The organism is Kitasatospora sp. NPDC001261 (assembly GCF_042896795.1).
Classification (GTDB): Bacteria; Actinomycetota; Actinomycetes; order Streptomycetales; family Streptomycetaceae; genus Kitasatospora.
This window is the reverse complement of record NZ_JBIAXP010000014.1, coordinates 216255-233278: the sequence shown is the minus strand read 5'-3', so window position 1 is coordinate 233278 and position 17024 is coordinate 216255. Positions and strand designations below refer to the sequence as shown.

The 17024-nt window shown below is 72.3% G+C and carries 13 protein-coding genes; 5 read left to right on the top strand and 8 right to left on the bottom strand.

Annotation, left to right across the window (positions count from 1 at the left end):
* The first annotated feature begins 49 nt into the window (after positions 1-49).
* Positions 50-250, top strand: coding sequence for a hypothetical protein (locus tag ACFY4B_RS20765; protein ID WP_117492512.1), 201 nt, complete (start codon positions 50-52; stop codon positions 248-250).
* A gap of 129 nt (positions 251-379) precedes the next feature.
* On the opposite strand, the gene ACFY4B_RS20760 is transcribed toward ACFY4B_RS20765, so the two are convergent.
* From ACFY4B_RS20760 to ACFY4B_RS20740, 5 genes are all read right to left on the bottom strand, one after another.
* Complete coding sequence (locus ACFY4B_RS20760; protein ID WP_181970866.1) at positions 380-1399, bottom strand: LacI family DNA-binding transcriptional regulator; 1020 nt, start codon at positions 1397-1399, stop codon at positions 380-382.
* A 25-nt stretch (positions 1400-1424) separates the two neighbouring features.
* Positions 1425-3122, bottom strand: coding sequence for a glycoside hydrolase family 13 protein (locus ACFY4B_RS20755; RefSeq protein ID WP_049650564.1), 1698 nt, complete (start codon positions 3120-3122; stop codon positions 1425-1427).
* Positions 3123-3235: 113 nt separating this feature from the next.
* A complete protein-coding gene (locus tag ACFY4B_RS20750; RefSeq protein ID WP_049650565.1) occupies positions 3236-4141 on the bottom strand; it encodes a sugar ABC transporter permease in 906 nt (301 codons plus the stop codon).
* 40 nt (positions 4142-4181) lie between these two features.
* A complete protein-coding gene (locus tag ACFY4B_RS20745; RefSeq protein ID WP_049650566.1) occupies positions 4182-5183 on the bottom strand; it encodes a carbohydrate ABC transporter permease in 1002 nt (333 codons plus the stop codon).
* Between the two features lie 201 nt (positions 5184-5384).
* Positions 5385-6662, bottom strand: coding sequence for an extracellular solute-binding protein (locus tag ACFY4B_RS20740; RefSeq protein ID WP_074004381.1), 1278 nt, complete (start codon positions 6660-6662; stop codon positions 5385-5387).
* A gap of 310 nt (positions 6663-6972) precedes the next feature.
* Here ACFY4B_RS20740 and ACFY4B_RS20735 point away from each other — a divergent pair, with 310 nt between their 5' ends.
* Positions 6973-7476 carry a GNAT family N-acetyltransferase gene (locus ACFY4B_RS20735; protein ID WP_117492516.1) on the top strand — a complete coding sequence of 168 codons (504 nt, stop codon included), beginning with the start codon at positions 6973-6975 and terminating at the stop codon, positions 7474-7476.
* A 92-nt stretch (positions 7477-7568) separates the two neighbouring features.
* Here the strand turns inward: ACFY4B_RS20735 and ACFY4B_RS20730 are convergent, their stop codons facing one another.
* Both ACFY4B_RS20730 and ACFY4B_RS20725 read right to left on the bottom strand, forming a co-directional pair.
* Entirely contained in the window at positions 7569-8636 is a 1068-nt protein-coding gene (locus ACFY4B_RS20730) for an aldose epimerase family protein (RefSeq protein ID WP_082345467.1), read from the bottom strand.
* 244 nt (positions 8637-8880) lie between these two features.
* Entirely contained in the window at positions 8881-11895 is a 3015-nt protein-coding gene (locus ACFY4B_RS20725; protein WP_079272478.1) for an AAA family ATPase, read from the bottom strand.
* A gap of 310 nt (positions 11896-12205) precedes the next feature.
* On the opposite strand from ACFY4B_RS20725, the gene ACFY4B_RS20720 reads away from it, so the two are divergent.
* The 3 genes from ACFY4B_RS20720 to ACFY4B_RS20710 all read left to right on the top strand — a co-directional run bounded on the left by ACFY4B_RS20720 (position 12206) and on the right by ACFY4B_RS20710 (position 15658).
* Positions 12206-13153: a hypothetical protein gene (locus ACFY4B_RS20720; protein ID WP_049649515.1), complete on the top strand. Its 948-nt coding sequence runs from the start codon at positions 12206-12208 to the stop codon at positions 13151-13153.
* A 427-nt stretch (positions 13154-13580) separates the two neighbouring features.
* Positions 13581-15104: an aldehyde dehydrogenase family protein gene (locus ACFY4B_RS20715; RefSeq protein ID WP_049649514.1), complete on the top strand. Its 1524-nt coding sequence runs from the start codon at positions 13581-13583 to the stop codon at positions 15102-15104.
* 230 nt (positions 15105-15334) lie between these two features.
* The gene (locus ACFY4B_RS20710) at positions 15335-15658 is read left to right on the top strand and encodes a hypothetical protein (RefSeq protein WP_049649513.1); all 324 of its coding nucleotides are present in this window, start codon (positions 15335-15337) and stop codon (positions 15656-15658) included.
* Positions 15659-15710: 52 nt separating this feature from the next.
* On the opposite strand, the gene ACFY4B_RS20705 is transcribed toward ACFY4B_RS20710, so the two are convergent.
* Positions 15711-16934 carry a serine hydrolase domain-containing protein gene (locus tag ACFY4B_RS20705; protein WP_387969706.1) on the bottom strand — a complete coding sequence of 408 codons (1224 nt, stop codon included), beginning with the start codon at positions 16932-16934 and terminating at the stop codon, positions 15711-15713.
* Positions 16935-17024: the final 90 nt, after the last annotated feature.

The following is a 17024-nucleotide window of genomic DNA, read 5'->3' as shown; positions in this document are numbered from 1 at the left end:
TCGCCGCCCCAGCGGGCATGCTGCTGCTCTGCACCCGAGGAGGAGTCACATGGCCCAGGTCACCGTCACCCTCGACGCGAACCTCGCGATCGACGCGATGATGCTTTCCGGCACCAAGAGCCCCCAGGACGCCGTCGAACTGGTCCTGCGCGACTACCTGGCCCGCGGCCGCCGCACCGAGACCCGTACCGGCGAGGCCGCCGACGGGCACCGCCTGACCGCCGACCGCCCTACCGCCCAGGAGGGCTGACCCACCCCACGGCCCGCCACGGTCCGGCACGGCCTGCCACGACCCGCGACGGCCGACCGCGCGCACGCCGACGGGCCCCGGAGAGCGATCGCCCTCCGGGGCCCGTCCGACGGCCGTGGCGGCCGGGGTTCAGCGCGCGCAGGCCCCGGTGGACCCGCGCATCACCAGCTCCGGCTGGAACATGAACTCGCCGCGCTGGGCGGCGTTCCCGCCGACCTCCTCCAGCAGCGCGTCCACCGCCGCCGTGGCCATCGCCTCGACCGGCTGGCGGATCGTGGTCAACGGCGGCTCGGTGAAGGCGATCAGCGGAGAGTCGTCGAAGCCGACCACCGACACGTCCTGCGGCACCGACAGCCCGCGCTGCCGCACCGCCCGGATCGCCCCGAGCGCCATCATGTCGCTCCCGCAGACGATCGCCGTGCAGCCCTTGTCGAGCAGCGCGCCGGCCGCCGCGTGCCCGCCCTCCACGCTGAACAGCGTGTGGTGGACGAGGTTCTCGGCCTCCTCCCGGCCGAGCCCGAGCACCTCGCGCATCGCCGCCGTGAAGCCCTCGATCTTCCGCAGCACCGGTACGTACCGGCGCTGACCGACGGCCAGCCCGATCCGCTCGTGCCCGAGTTCGGCCAGGTGCTGGACGGCCATCCACATCGCGGCGCGGTCGTCCGGCGAGATGAACGGCGCGTCGATCTTCTCGCTGTAGCCGTTGATCAGCACGAACGGCACCCCGCGCCCGGCCAGCCGGGCGTAGCGGTCGTGGTCGGCGGTGGTGTCGGCGTGCAGGCCGGAGACGAAGACGATGCCCGCCACGCCCCGGTCCACCAGCATGTCCACCAGTTCGTCCTCGGTGGACCCGCCCGGCGTCTGGGTGCACAGCACCGGGGTGTAGCCGTGCCGGCTGAGCACCTGCTCGATCACCTGGGCCAGCGCCGGGAAGATCGGGTTGCTGAGCTCCGGCGTGATCAGGCCGATCAGCCCGGCGCTGCGCTGGCGAAGGCGGGTCGGCCGCTCGTACCCGAGCACGTCGAGTGCCGCCAGCACGGTCTGCCGGGTGGCGGCGGAAACGTTCGCCTTGCCGTTGAGCACGCGGGAGACGGTGGCTTCGCTGACCCCCGCCTGCGCCGCGATGTCTGAGAGTCGCGCCGTAGTCACGGTCCCAGAGCCTATTCCAACCACGTCAGACCGCCCACCAGCCGGTGCTGTCCGGAGCGAGCACCGTCTCGCCGCCGTCCACCACGAGGTCGGTCGAGGCGAGCAGCAGCGTGCCCGGGGCCGCGATCCGCACCGGCTCGCCGGTGGTGTTCACGGTGCAGACGAAGGCGCCGCGGCGGAACGCCAGGGTGCCCTCGGGGCTCTCCAGCCACTCGACCCCGGTGCCGGCGCCGAGGTCGGGCTGGGCCCGGCGGACGGCCAGCGCGCTGCGGTAGAGCTCCAGGGTGGAGTTCGGGTCGCCGGTCTGCGCCTCGACGCTCAGCTCGGCCCACTCGGCCGGCTGCGGCAGCCAGGACGGCCCGCCGGCCACCGGGCCGAAGCCGTACGGGGCCTCGGTGCCGGACCACGGGATCGGGACGCGGCAGCCGTCGCGGTAGCCGTCCTGGCCGGCCTGGCGGAAGAAGGACGGGTCCTGGCGGACCTCGTCGGGCAGGTCGGTGACGTCCGGCAGGCCGAGCTCCTCGCCCTGGTAGACGTACGCCGAGCCGGGCAGCGCGAGCATCAGCAGGGTGGCGGCGCGGGCGCGGCGCAGGCCGAGCGCCCGGTCGCCGGGGGTGCGGATCTGGGTGCCGAGGCCGGGCTCGTTGGCGAACCGGGTGGCGTGCCGGGTGACGTCGTGGTTGGACAGCACCCAGGTGGTGGGGGCGTCGACCGGACGCATCGAGTCGAGCGAGAGGTCGATCACCTCGCGCAGCGCGGCGGCCTCCCAGCCGGTGCCCAGATACTGGAAGTTGAAGGCCTGGTGCAGCTCGTCGGGGCGGACGTAGTTGGCGGTGCGCTGGACGGTCGGGGTCCAGGCCTCGGCGACGCCGATCCGCTGCCCCGGGTACTCGTCGAGGATCGTGCGCCAGCTGCGGTAGATCTCGTGCACGCCGTCCTGGTCGAAGAACGGCATGACGTCGTTGCCGAGCAGCTTCAGCTGGTCGGCGCCGCCGAGGTCGGGCAGGCCGGGGGCCTTGACCAGGCCGTGGGCGACGTCGATGCGGAAGCCGTCCACGCCCATGTCGAGCCAGAACCGCAGGATCGAGCGGAACTCGTCGGCGACGGCCTGGTTCTCCCAGTTGAAGTCGGGCTGCTCCGGGGCGAACAGGTGCAGGTACCAGTCGCCGGGGGTGCCGTCCGGGTTCTCGCTGCGGGTCCAGGCCGGGCCGCCGAAGATGGACTCCCAGTCGTTGGGCGGGAGTTCACCCTGCTCGCCCTTGCCGGGGCGGAAGTGGTAGCGGTCGCGCAGCGGGGAGCCGGGGCCCTCCCGCAGGGCGCGCTGGAACCACTCGTGCTGGTCCGAGGAGTGGTTGGGGACGAGGTCGACGATGATCCGCAGGCCCAGGTCGTGGGCGTCCCGGATGAGGGCGTCGGCGTCCAGCAGGGTGCCGAACATCGGGTCCACGGCGCGGTAGTCGGCGACGTCGTAGCCGGCGTCCGCCTGCGGCGAGGCGTAGAACGGCGACAGCCAGACCGCGTCCACCCCGAGGTCGCGCAGGTAGGGCAGGCGGCTGCGGACGCCGGGCAGGTCGCCCATGCCGTCGCCGTTGGAGTCGGCGAAGCTGCGCGGGTACACCTGGTAGATGACCGCGTCCCGCCACCAGCCTCTGGACGCGCTGACGTTCGCCTCGTGAGCGGTGTCGGCGGCAGGCCGGGAGGTGTCGGCCAGGTTCTGGGTCATGGACGGTATCCCTTGGGGACTAGAGGAGCGGAAGGCGCCGGGACGTGGAGGCGCGTGACGACGTGGTCGGGAACGGCGGTGTTGCGGGTGGTGCGTGACGACGCGGTGGCGCGCTACGACTTGGAGGCACCGGCGGTCAGACCGGTGACCAGGTGGCGCTGCACCAGGTAGAAGAAGGCCGCGGACGGGATCGCGATCAGCACGGCGGTCGCGGCCATCAGGTTCCACTGGGCGTCGTGCTCGCTGACGAAGGTCTGCAGGCCCACGGCCAGCGTGTACTTGTCGGAGCTGAGCATGAACGTGGAGGCGAACGGCACCTCGGCCCAGTAGGTGAGGAACGAGTAGAAGGCCGCCACCGCCAGGCCCGGGCGGGCGAGCGGCAGCACCAGCCGCCAGAAGGTGCCGAACGGGCTGAGCCCGTCGACCCGGCCGGCCTCGTCGATCTCCACCGGGATGGTGTCGAAGTAGCCCTTCAGCAGCCAGGCGCAGTACGGCACGGTGGTGGTCGAGTAGACCAGGATCAGGCCGGTGTAGCTGTCCAGCAGGCCGAGTTCGGAGAGCATCGTGTACATCGGCACGATCAGCACCGCGATCGGGAACATCTGGGTGACCAGCAGCGACCACATCAGCGGCTTGTGCCCGGGGAACTTCATCCGGGAGACGGCGTAGCCGGTGGTGGCGGCGAGCATCACGCCGAACACGGTGGTGACCCCGGAGACCAGCAGGGCGTTGCCGAACCAGGTGAAGAAGTCGGTGTCGGACAGCACGTGCTGGTAGTTCGACAGCGTCAGCTTGTCGAGGATCTGGCCGGGGTGGAGGTAGTCGGTCTTGTCCGGGCCGAGCGAGACGAACAGGATCCACGCGACCGGGAACAGCGCGATCAGGCCGGCCAGGATCAGGGTGCCGTGGGACAGCGCCCGGGCCAGCGGGCTGCGCTCGCCGCGGCGGCGGACCTTGGCGGGCCGGGCCGCCGGGGCCGGGGCCGCCGCACGGGCCGGGAGTTCGGTGGTGGTGCTCATCGGGGGTACCTGCCTTCGTGGGTCAACTGGGTCCGGGGCCTCAGCCGTTGGCCTGCTCGTTGCGGGCGAGCCAGCGCCGGTAGAAGGCGGTGAAGACGATCAGGATGGACAGCAGGATCACGCCGTAGGCGGCGGACTGCGCGTAGTCCCGCGGGATCTGGCCGAAGCCGAGGCGGTACGCCCAGGTGACCAGCAGCTGGGCGTCGGGGGCGCCGGTGCCGAACAGCAGGAAGATCACGTTGAACTGGTTGAACGTCCAGATCACGCCGAGCAGCACGACCGTGGAGGAGACGGAGCGCAGGCCGGGCAGGGTGACGTACCGGAAGCGCTGCCAGGCGGTGGCGCCGTCCATCTCGGCGGCCTCGTACAACTCGGCCGGGATCGACTGGAGGCCGCCGAGCAGCGAGATCATCATGAACGGCACGCCGGCCCAGGTGTTCACCATGATCGCGGCCGCCTTCTGCGCCCACGGCTCGGTGAGCCAGCCCGGCTCGGGCAGGTGCAGGAAGGAGAGGATGCTGTTGACGACGCCGCCGTCGGCGAGCATCAGCCGCCAGGAGAAGACGGTGACGAAGGTCGGTACGGCCCACGGCAGGATGAGCAGCATCCGGTAGGCGGCGCGGCCGCGCAGCTTCTGGTTGAGCAGCAGCGCGAGGCCGAGCCCGAGGGTGTAGTGCAGGAAGACGCAGACGGCCGTCCAGGCGATGGTCCAGACGAAGTGCGACCAGAAGCGGTCGTACGAGCCCGGGCCCCACAGGATGTCGGCGTAGTTGTGGAAGCCGACGAACTGGTAGGTCGCCGGGATCTCGTTGACGCCGATCTTGCGCGCCATGTTGAGGCTGTTGGCGTCGGTGAGGGTGAGCCAGATGCCCTCGGCGAGCGGGTAGAGCACCAGCACGCCGAGCACCAGCACGACCGGGGCGATCATCGCGTAGGCGTACCAGTGCTTGGCGTAGGAGCGCTTGACGCGTTCCAGCAGGCCCGGACGCTGCTCGCGCTCCCGGCTGCCCTTGCCGGTGGCGCCCTGCACGGCGACTGACATCGTTTGCACCTTCTCGGGGGGATTCTCGGGGGGAGCCGACGGCCCGGCCCTCCGGGGGGCGACAGGTGAGGGCGGCGCCGAACGGCGGACGGCGAACAACTGACAGATGATGAAATCTGTTCTCTGTTATTCGTTCGCCGTCACGCGTTCGGCCGCTCCTCGTCCGCTGTCACCCGTCGACCGGCGGGCCGGGCACAGGGACTACTTGGCGAAGCCCGGCAGGAGCTTGGCGTAGTCGGTGGAGACGGTGTTCAGCGCGTCCTGGGTGCTCGTACCCTGGACGGCCTTGCCCAGGTTGGTGCTCAGCGAGGCGAACAGCGAGCTGTACTCGGGCAGTTCGGGGCGCGGCTTGGCGCTGCTCAGCACGGCCTGGAAGCCGGCGATGCCCGGGTCGGCCTTGACGTCGGCGGTGAAGGCGTCGGAGCGGGTCGGCAGGGTGGAGTTCTTCTGCGCGATGAACGCCTGGCTCTCGGCCGAGGTCATGAAGGCGGCGAACTTCTCCGCGGCGGCCTTGTGGGCCTTGTCGGCACCCGCGTACACGGCGATGTTGTGACCACCGGTGGGAGCGGCGGCCTTGCCGCTGGAGCCGGCCGGGACGGCGGCGATGCCGAGGTTGTTCTTGTCGGCGAAGGCCGAGCCCTTGTAGATGTTGGTGATCTCCCAGGGGCCCTGGACGATCGCCGCGACCTTGCCGCTGTTGAAGGCGTCCATCATGTGGGCGTAGGCGTCGGTGGTGACGTCGGCCTTGACGGTGCCGGGCGAGGTGAACATCGTCTTGTAGGTCTCGACGGCCTTGACGGCCTCCGGCGAGGCGACGCTGATCTTCTTGCCGGCGGCGTCGACGGTGTCGGTGCCCTCGCCGTACAGGAACGGCATCGCGTAGTAGCCGTCCGCGGCCTTCAGCCAGAAGCCGTCCACGCCGGCCTTCTCCTTGACGGCGGCGGCGTCGGTCTTCAGCTCGTCCCAGGTCTTCGGCGCCTCGGTGATGCCGGCCTTGGTGAACAGCTCCTTGTTGTAGAGCAGGCCGAGCGTGTCGGTCACCAGCGGAACGCCGTACAGCTTGCCCTCGTACTTGGCCTGCTGGATCAGGCTCGGCTGGAAGGCGGAGGTGTCGGCGGCGGCCGGGGTGCCGTCCAGCGGCTCCAGGAAGCCGGCCTTGGCGAAGGCGGCGGTCCAGCCGACCTCGGAGCGGAACACGTCCGGAGCACCCTTGGCCCCCATGGCGGTCTGCAGCTTGTTCTGCGCCTGGTCGAACGGCACGTTGACGAAGTCGACCTTGACGGTCGGGTTCGCAGCCTCGAACTTCTTGACGAGCTCCTGGTAGTTCGGCGCCTCGTTGGTGGCGTTCGACGTGTCCCAGTACGTGAGGGTGACCGGCCCGTCGGCCTTGCCGTCGGAGCTGGAGCCGCTGCTGCCACAGGCAGCCATCGAGACCGCGAGGGCCACAACGAGGGCAGAGGCCGCGATGCCACGCCGCATGAGAACTCCTAGGGAGGGTGGGGGTGCCCGAGATGTTCCGAGACAGGCGCATAATGGCTGCCTCGTGCCGACCGCACCGTTGCTGCCGTCGGGCTCGGGAAGGAAGTTAACAGCGGCGCAAGAAGGACGGAAAGTCCTTGCAGCAAGTTTCTGCAAGAAACCGCGATCGTTACGCCCGCGTGTCCTGGACGTAGCCACTCGGTAGTTGACGGCGGCACCGATTGCCCCGTTTCGCCCGATTCACCCCTCCGTGGGCTGGCCGACGGAACCACCGTGCGTGGCCGGAAACGCTCTGCAGCAGACTGGACGCATGCGAATCAGAGCCGTCACCAGGGACGAACTTCCGCTGCTCGCCGAGCTGGAGCGGGCCGCCGGCGCACCCTTCGCCGCGATCGGCATGCCGGAGATCGCCGAGGACGAACCCCCCGCACCCGAGGAGCTGGCGCACTACCTGGAGCGGGGCGTCGCCCTGCTCGCCGAGGCCCCCGACGGAACCGTCGCCGCCTACCTGCTCGCCGAGCCGGTGGACGGCGCCCTCCACATCGAACAGGTCTCCGTGCACCCCGACCACGCCCGCCGCGGCATCGGCCGGGCGCTGATCGAGCACCTCGCCGAAACCGCCGACGCCCCGGCGCTCACCCTCACCACCTTCACCGAGGTCCCCTGGAACGCCCCCTACTACGCCCGCTGCGGCTTCCGGCCGCTGGCCGAGGAGGAACTCACGCCGGGCCTGCGCGAGATCCGCCGCAAGGAGGCCGAGCACGGCCTGGACCGCTGGCCCCGGCTCTGCATGCGCCGGGACCTGCGGCCGTAGCGCCGGCCCCGGCCGGCCGGTCCTCCTGATCAGCCCTGCCGGTCGGTCCCAGCCGTCGGTTTGGTACGACCCGTCGGCCCATCCCACCGGTCCTACTGATGGGTCCCCAGCCGGAGCACGGTGGTCGAGCGGAACTCCTCCCCCGGCCGCAGCTCCGTGCTGGGGAACGCCGGGTGGTGCGGGGAGTCCGGGAAGTGCTGGGTCTCCAGGGCGATCCCGGCGAACGGCCCGTACGGGACGCCGCTCGCGCCGGTGACCGCGCCCTGGAACTTGTTCGCCGTGTACACCTGGATGCCCGGCTCGGTGGTCAACACCTCCAGGGTGCGGCCGCTGACCGGGTCCTCCAGCAGCGCGGCCCGCGCCGGGGCCCCGTCCGCCGGCCGGGCGCGCAGCACCCAGTTGTGGTCGTAGCCACCGGGCCCGGCCAGCTGGGGGTGCTCGTCGTGCACCGACTTGCCGATCGGCGTGGCCGCCGTGAAGTCGAACGGCGTGCCGGCCACCGGCTCGGTCCGGCCGTACGGGATCTGCCGCTCGTCGGCCGGGGTGTACGCGTCGGCGTCCAGGGTGAGCAGGTGGCCCAGGACGTCGCCGCTGCCTTCACCCGCGAGGTTGAAGTACGCGTGGTTGGTCAGGTTGACGACGGTCGGCTTGCTGGTGACGGCACGGTAGGCGATCACCAGCTCGCCGGAGGCGTCCAGGGTGTATGTGACGGTGACGTCCAACGCGCCGGGGAAGCCCTGGTCCCCGTCCGGGCTGTGCAGCGCCAGCCGCACCCCGCCCTCGACCGGTTCGGCCGCCCACATCCGGTGCGCGAAGCCGTCCGGACCGCCGTGGATGGTCATGCCGCCGCCGGTCGGGGCGAGCTGGTGCTCCTCGCCGTCGATGGTGACCGACGAACGGTCGATCCGGTTGGCGTACCGGCCCACCACCGTGCCGTAGTGCCGGGCCGGGCCGAGGATCTCGGACAACCGGTCGGTGGCCAGCAGCAGTTGGGCGGAGCGGCCGGAGCGGTCCGGTGCGCTCAGGGTGTGCAGGGTCGCCCCGAGGGTGAGCACGCTCGCCTCGTACGGGCCGGCCGTGAGCGTCCAGCGCTCGATCGCGGCACCCGCACCCGAAGGGTCCAGGGGTTCCTGCCGCACGCTGGTGGCCTCGCTCGCCATTGGCCTGCTCCTCACTGGCGGCGGGCGTTGCACCGCGGCCGCCCGGTTCCGGGTCCGTCGAGGGGGCGCCGCGGCAGCCCCGTGTCCGTCAGCCTAGCGACGGCGGCGGCAGCGGGGGCGCTTCCACCAGCCCACGCGCCGCCCCGCGCGCCGCCTTCCACCATCCGCACGCCGGGCGCCGGACCCGCACGCCGGGCGCTGACCGCCGCGCCCGGCACCGGCCCGGCACCCGCCCCTCGCCCGCCTAGTCGTTCAGGTCCCCCAGCCGCCCCAGGTCCCGCTGCTGCGGCGGCAGCCCGAGCGCCGAGGCCAGGCCGTCCGGCCCGCTGCCCGCCTTGCGGTAGACCGCCGCCAGCCGCCGGTTGACGATTCCGATCGGCACCCCGAGCTCGTCGGCGATCCGCTGCGGCGGCACGCCCTGCACGGCCCGCTTGGCGACCTCCCACTCCGAGCTGCTGAGCGTCTCCAGGGTGTCCCGGAAGTCGCGCAGCCCCACCCGGTTGGGCCGCAGGCCGTAGTTGGCGAGCTCCTGCCGCGCCCGGTCGACCAGCCCCTCCGCCGAGCAGTGCTGGGCCAGCTCGATGCCCTGGTACAGGCACTCCTGGGCGTCATCCAGCCGACCGACCCGGCGCAGCGCGGCCCCGAGGTCGACCAGAGCGACGGCGTGCTCGTAGCCGGCCGGGGACTGCCCGAGGTACGCCACGGCCTCCTCCAGCAGCTCGACCGCCTGTCGGCCGTGCTCGATCCGCGCGTACAGCCGCAGCGCGCTGCCGATCGCCGAGGCGGTGCCGAAGGCCCGCGCGTCATGGACCGCCTTCTGGGCGTACTCCCGGGCACGCTCGGGCTCGTCGCCCGCGATCGCGATGGCGAGGTGGCCTGCCCAGGGCGCCCAGACGGTGTTGCGCCAGCCGCGGATCTCCAGCTGGGAGCCGGCCTCGGTGAGCGCGGCGGCCGCGCCCGCGTTGCGGGTCTTGGCGACCAGCAGCTTGCCGTACAACGAGGCGGCGTCCGGCAGCACCATGGCGGTCGCGTGGTACGGCGGGTGGAAGCCGGAGTCGTTGGCCAGCTGCCAGGCCTCGTCGATCCGGCCGCGGGCGAGCAGGGTGTCGACCAGCACGCCGACCGCGTCCCAGGCCAGCGGCAGCATGTCCCCGATCCGCTCGGAGATGCGGTGCGCCCGGCGCAGGAAGTCCTCGGCCTCGGCGAGCAGGCCGCGGCGGAACCGGGCCAGGCCCATCAGGAAGTAGGCGAAGCCCCGGTGGGCACCGCTCCAACCGGCCACCTCGAACTGGATGATGGCGTCCGCGGCCAGCCGTTCGGCCTGGGCGATGCGGTCGTTGTAGATGTACGTGAGGCAGAGCATCGAGGGCAGTTCGAAGCCCCAGGTGGTGTCGGTCCACCCGAGGCCCTTGGGCAGCCGCCCGCCGTCGAGGACCTCGTCGGCGAGCGCGAGCGCCTCCGCGGACGGGGCGCCGCGCAGGGTGAGGTCCCAGGCGCGCATGGCGAGTACGGCCCGGGCGGAGGCCTCCTTGCCGTTCAGGCTCCGGCACATCTCACCGAGCCGGGCGGAGCGGCCCGGGCCGTCCTCCTCGGACTTGCGGAAGGCGTGCCACATGAACGAGGCGGCCTGGAGCCGCTGACGCCCGGCCGGGTCGACGGTCTGCTCGGCCTCGCGCTGGCAGACCAGGGCGGCCTCGCCCAGCTCACCGGCGTGGGCGAGCACCTCGGAGAGCCGGAAGGTGGCGTCCACGCGCAGTTCGGGCCGCAGCGGCAGCTCGTCGGGGTCGAGGGCCAGCTTGAGCTGGTTGACGGTGGCAACGGGGTCGGTGAGCAGTGCGGAGCAGCCGAGTTCGTACATCACCTCGGCCTTGATCTCGTCGGCGGGCGGCTCGTTGAGCGCGCGGTGCAGACAGCGCTGGGCGGCCTCGGGGGCGCCGATCAGCTGGTGTTCGATGGCGGCGCGGCGCAGCTTCTTGACGATCCGGTCGTCGCCCTCGCCGGAGTGGGTCTCGACCAGGTGGCGGGAGGCGGCGAGCAGGCCGAGTCCGGCGTTCTCGATCTCGGCGGCGGCGATGCCGTGCATGCCGAGGCGGGTGGCGTCCGGCATGGTGTTGTAGATGGAGCTGGCGATCAGCGGGTGGACGAACTCCAGGTTCCCGTTGGGGGTCTGGGTCAGCACGCGCTGCTTGCGCAGCTGCTTGATGGACTCGCGGGCGCCCTCGGTGCTCTGGGTGGAGATCCGGGTGGCGAGGTCGACCCGGATGTCGGTGCCCAGCATCGCGCAGGCCCAGGCGTACCGCAGGGTGCTGGCGCCGAGCCGGTCCAGCCAGCTCTTGAGGGTCATCCCGGTGGCGTCGACGGCGAGTTCGCGCAGCTGCCGGGAGTTCTCCTCGACCGGTTCGAGCTCCTGGTCGCGGACCTGGTCGAGCAGGGCGATGACCTCGAACGGGTTGCCGTTGACGACGTTCCAGAACTCGTAGCAGAAGGCCTCCTCGGCCTTGTCGCCGAGTTCGGCACGGATCATGTCGGTGACCGAGCTGAGGTTGAGGCGGTTGAGCTCGTGCCTGCGCGCCTTGAGTCCGAGGACGGCCCGGCGGAATTCCTGGGTCTCGGTGGGCCAGTCGCTCTCGTCCTCCCGGAAGGCGAAGACGAGCAGGACGGGAAGTTCACTCGATCGGATGGCGAACTTGGTCAGCCAGGAGAGTGACTCCCCGTCCGCCCAGTGCAGGTCGTCGACGATCATCACCATCGGCGCCCGGCGCGGCGCGAGCTGGGTGAGGACGTAGTCGAGGCCGTCGCGCACGCCCTGCGGGTCGAGGCGGCGGGCGCCGGCCTTGGGCTGCTTGAGGCCCATGGCCGGTCCGACGACCTCCTCCCAGGTGCCCATGACCTGGGCGAACACGTCCGGCGGCAGGTCGCTGAGCACGGGCTGGAGCAGCTGCCGCAGCACGTGGTACGGATCCTTGAACTGCCGTTCTCCGCCTCGGGCGAAGAGCACGGTGGCGCCGTCGCGGAGCTTGGCGAGCCGCCGGACCTCGTGCAGCAGACTGGTCTTTCCGATGCCGGGGCGGCCGGAGAAGGTGAGCAGATCACCGATCTCGGTGCCACCTGCGGCGAAGCCGCGGCAGAGCTGGTCCACGGCGGCCTCCACCGAGCGCAGTTCGGAGTCGCGGTCGTGCAGCCGGACCCGGGGCGCGGTGCCGTCGCCCTCGTGGGCGGAACCAGCACCCGCCCGAATTGCGTTCTCCTGCTCGGTCACCGTCGTGCCTCCGCCTCGCCCGCTCGCGTCACAGCTCCATCACTGCGTGCAGCCGAGGTTAGCGCCGCGCGGCCGTTCCCGTGGGGCATTCGTGCAGGCTGGGGCGGACGGTGAGGGTTCGGGCGGCTTGTCAAGGGCAACTGCCCTATATCCCTAACGTCCGATCATTGCATCAGATACCCTACGGCCTTCGAGGTTCGGATGATCTTGCGGAACCCACCCCCCCCGCCCGCGCCTCGCCGCGTCAACTCCCCCCACCATCAGCGCTCGAACAAAAAGCGCCCCCAACCTCCGCTGCACCGGGAGTCCGATGTCTGACGACACCTCACTTCAGATTCCGTTCCCGCACCGCCGCAGTCCGCACGGCCCGCGCGCCACCGCACTGCACCGGGACTGGCTCATCCGCCACCCCCTGCTACCCGACGCCGACCACCCCGGCTACGCCCACTGGGAAGTGGTGGACCTCGCCGCGCTCGGCTACCCGGACGCCGGTCCGGACGAACTCGCCCTGGCCGCCGACCTGATGGGCTTCTACTTCCTCTTCGACGACCAGTTCGACGGCCCGCTCGGCCGCCGCCCCGCCGAAGTCGCCCCGATCTGCGAACGGCTGATCGCCGTCCTGCACGGTGCCCGCCCCGACCAGGACTCCCCGGTCGAGACCGCGTTCGCCGACCTGTGGGACCGCAGCGTCCAGGGCATGCCGGCCCGCTGGCAGGCCCGCGCCGCCTACAACTGGGAGTACTACCTGGCCAGTCACCCGGCCGAGGCGGCCGGCCGGATCTCCACCCGGCCGCCGGACCGCGACGGCTACCTGGAGCTCCGACGGGGCACCGCGGCCATGGAGACCATCTTCGACATGGTCGAACGCCTGGGCCAGTTCGAGGTCCCGGCCGCCGTCCTGCACCACCCGGTGCTGCGCCAACTCCGCCAGCTGGCCGCCGACATACCGTCCCTCAGCAACGACGTGCGCTCCTACCCGCTGGAGGCGCCGCGCGGAGACGTGAACAACCTGGTCATGATCGTCCAGCGGGAGCGGTGCTGCTCGGCCGAGGAGGCCTGCGCGGCGGTCATCGCCGAAGCCCAGCTGATGGTCGACCGCTGCGCCGAGCTGCGCGACCGACTGCCGGACGTCCACCGCGAGTTGGGCCTCTCCCGGATCGAACGCGTGATCGCCGAGCGGTACGCGGACGGACTGCTGACCTGGCTGGCCGGCTACCTCAGCTGGGAGGCCCGCACCGGGCGGTACCACGCGGTCTGACCGGCGCCCGCCCCGAACCGCCCGACGGGCGTACGGCGGCCCGCCCGGGAGCGCCGTCCGGGCCAGGCGGCGGCGTGCGGCGGCACGCCGCGGGAACGCGGCCGGAACGCGCGCCCCGCAGCGATCCGGTTCCGGGCGCCCGCGGTGATCCGCTCCGGGGCGCCCCTGGCGATCGGCTCCGGACTCCCGTCGGCACGCCCCCGGGAGCGGCCGGCGGACACACCCTCCGTACGGGCCCGGCGTACGGACCGTAGCCGCGCCGGGCGCCGGGCGGTTATCGTGCTCGACGGCGGGCGCCCGGCGGGGCGCCGGTCCGATGGCGTGTCCCACCCCTCCCGCCGGACCGCCCCCTGACCGGGCGGTCCGGCGTGCCGCCCGCGGCCCGAGCCGCGCCGACGGCACCCGACGCAGCGAGGAGACACCGAGCATGACGGTCTACCAGCCCCCCGGCACCCCCGGCAGCATCGTCGCCTACCGCTCCCGGTACGAGCACTGGATCGGCGGCGACTGGACGCCCCCGGTGCGCGGCGAGTACTTCGGCAACCCGACCCCGGTCACCGGCGAGGTGTTCACCGAGGTCGCCCGGGGCACCGCCGAGGACATCGAGGCCGCCCTGGACGCGGCCCACGCCGCCGCCCCGGCCTGGGGCCGCACCTCGGCCGCCGAGCGCGCGCAGGTGCTGCTGCGGGTCGCCGACCGGATGGAGGCCAACCTGGAGCGGCTGGCCGTCGCGGAGAGCTGGGAGAACGGCAAGCCGGTGCGCGAGACGCTGGCCGCCGACCTCCCGCTCGCCGTCGACCACCTGCGCTACTTCGCCGGTGCGCTGCGGGCCCAGGAGGGCAGCCTCTCCCAGCTGGACGAGGACACCGTGGCGTACCACTTCCACGAGCCGCTGGGTGTGGTCGGCCAGATCATCCCGTGGAACTTCCCGATCCTGATGGCGATCTGGAAGCTCGCCCCGGCGCTCGCGGCCGGCAACGCGGTGGTGCTCAAGCCCGCCGAGCAGACCCCGGCCTCGGTGCTGCTGCTCGCCGAACTGACCGCCGACCTGCTGCCGCCCGGCGTGCTCAACATCGTCACCGGCTTCGGCGAGGAGGCCGGCGCCCCGCTCGCCGCCAGTCCCCGGGTCCGCAAGGTCGCCTTCACCGGCGAGACCACCACCGGCCGGCTGATCGCCCGCTCGGCGGCCGACAACCTGATCCCGGTCACGCTGGAGCTCGGCGGCAAGAGCCCGAACGTGTTCTTCGCGGACGTCGCCGCCGCCTCGGACGCCTTCTACGACAAGGCCGTCGAGGGCTTCGCGATGTTCGCCCTCAACCAGGGCGAGGTCTGCACCTGCCCCAGCCGCGCGCTGATCGACTCCGCGATCTACGAGCGGCTGCTCGCCGACGGCCTGGAGCGGGTCCGGGCGATGCGCCAGGGCGACCCGCTGGACACCGAGACCCAGGTCGGCGCCCAGGCCAGTGTCGAACAGCTGAAGAAGATCCTCTCCTACTTCGAGATCGGCCAGGAGGAGGGCGCCAAGCTCCTGGCGGGCGGCGAGCGGGCCGACCTCGGCGGCGCGCTGGCCGGCGGGTACTACGTCACGCCGACGGTCTTCGAGGGCGACAATTCGATGCGGGTCTTCCAGGAGGAGATCTTCGGACCGGTCGTCTCGGTCACCCGCTTCGACGGCTTCGACCACGCCGTCGCCCTCGCCAACGACACCCAGTACGGGCTCGGCGCGGGCGTCTGGACCCGCAGCCTCAACACCGCCCACCGGGCCGGCCGCGCCATCCAGGCGGGCCGGGTCTGGACGAACTGCTACCACGCCTACCCGGCCCACGCGGCCTTCGGCGGCTACAAGAACTCCGGCATCGGGCGGGAGAACCACAAGGCGCTGCTGGAGCACTACCAGCAGACCAAGAACCTGCTGGTCAGCTACTCCCCCGACGCGGTCGGCTTCTTCTAGGAAGTCGGCTTCCTCCAGGAAGCGGAGCGGCAAAGCGGAGCGGGAGGCCCACCGGGGCCTCCCGCTCCTCGCCACTCCCCGTGGCGGGCTCCGGGGCGATTCGCCTGTTCCGGGGATCAAAGCACATGAATGCGCCCAATTCACCGACGCGCCGCCGACATGCCCGGACGGCCCGCGCGAAAGCCGTAGACAGGACTCCCCGTACCCCAACCCCGATCCGGGAGTCCCGCGTGACCATCGCCCCCACGAAACTCAGCGACCCCGCCGTCCGCGCCTTCGTCACCGCGGTCAACGCGGGCGACCGCGAGGCCTTCTTCGCGCTGCTCGCCGCGGACGCGACCATGTCCGACGACGGGTCCGAGCGCGACCTGGCGGACTGGGTCGACCGGGAGATCTTCGGCCCGAACGGCCGGATGGCCGTCCAGACCGAGTCGCACGGCGGCCACGCGCTGGTCGCCGAGTTCACCAACGAGACCTGGGGCACGATGCGCACCGCGTGGCGCTTCACCGTCGACGGCGGGAAGATCCGCCGCTTCGAGACCGGCCAGGCCTGAAGCGACCGGCCTGGCCCGGGGCTACCCACAGGCCTGAAGCGACCGGCCGGGGCTACCGGTCCAGCCCCAGGCACCCCCGCACCGCGCGGATCAGGTTCCGCGAGCGGACGTCCCCGGTGACACCCGGCTGCATGCCGTTGGTGACGTAGCCGAAGCCCAGCCCCAGGTCGGGGTCGGCGAAGCCGAGCGAACCGCCCCGGCCCGGGTGGCCGAAGCTCGCCGGGGAGGCCATCGGCGCGGTCGGACCGTGCCGCCAGAAGCCCAGGCCGAAGGTGGAGTTGACGATCAGCACCCGGTCCGGCCCGCTCACCGCCGGCCCGACCGCGCGTGCCAGCACCTCGGGGCCGAGCAGCGGCGGCAGCAGCGCGCCGGAGCCGTCCGCACGGTCGGCCGCACCGATCAGCGCCGCGTAGAACCGGGCCAGCGACCGGGCGGTGCCGATGCCGCCGGCTCCGGGGATCTCGGCGGCCTGCACCGCCGGGTCGTTGAGGTCCACGCCGGGGCGCACCGAGGCGAAGGAGCGGGCGGTCAGCGAGGCCGGGTCCTGGTAGGCGTCCCGGACGGACTGCTTGGGCCGCAGCCGCAGCCCGCTCGGACCGGTCCGCGCCGCCTCCGGGGCCGGCAGGTCGACCAGCTTGCCGACCCGGGGCGCGGCGCCGGCCGGCAGCCCGATCCACAGGTCCAGCCCGAGCGGCCGGGCGACCTCCTCGGCGAAGTACTGGCCTATGGTCCGGTCGCTCACCCGGCGCACCACCTCGCCGACCAGCCAGCCGAAGGTGTACGGGTGGTAGCCGTGCGCGGTGCCGGGTTCCCAGGCGGGCTCCTGCGCGGCGACGGCGGCGGCCGCGCGCTCCCAGGTGAGCACGTCCTCCAGTCGCAGCGGCACGTCCAGCGCGGGCACCCCGGCCTGGTGCGAGAGCAGCTGGCGCACCGGGACCCGGCCCTTGCCGGCCGCCGCGAACTCCGGCCAGTACGAGGCCGCCGGGGCGTCCAGGTCGAGCAGGCCGCGCTCGACCAGCAGCAGCGCGGCGGTCGCGGTGAGGCCCTTGGTGACCGAGCGCAGCACCTGGGCGGTGTCCGCCGTCCACGGCACCGCGGGCGCCGGCCGGCCGCCGACCTCCGGCCGGGCGTCGCCGCCCCACAGGTCGACCACCTTGCGGCCGCGCACGTACAGCGCGAAGGCCGCGCCGAGCTCGCCGTAGTCGGCGAAGTTCCGTGCGAAGGCCTCCCGTACGGGCTCGAACCCCTCGGCCGTCTCGCCCCAGATCTCCACCACCGCGTGCCGTCCTCGACCAGTTCCGCTGCTTCTCATGCCATGTGCGCTCGCTTTCGATCTCCTTCGATCCTTCTTCGATCGAATTCGTTC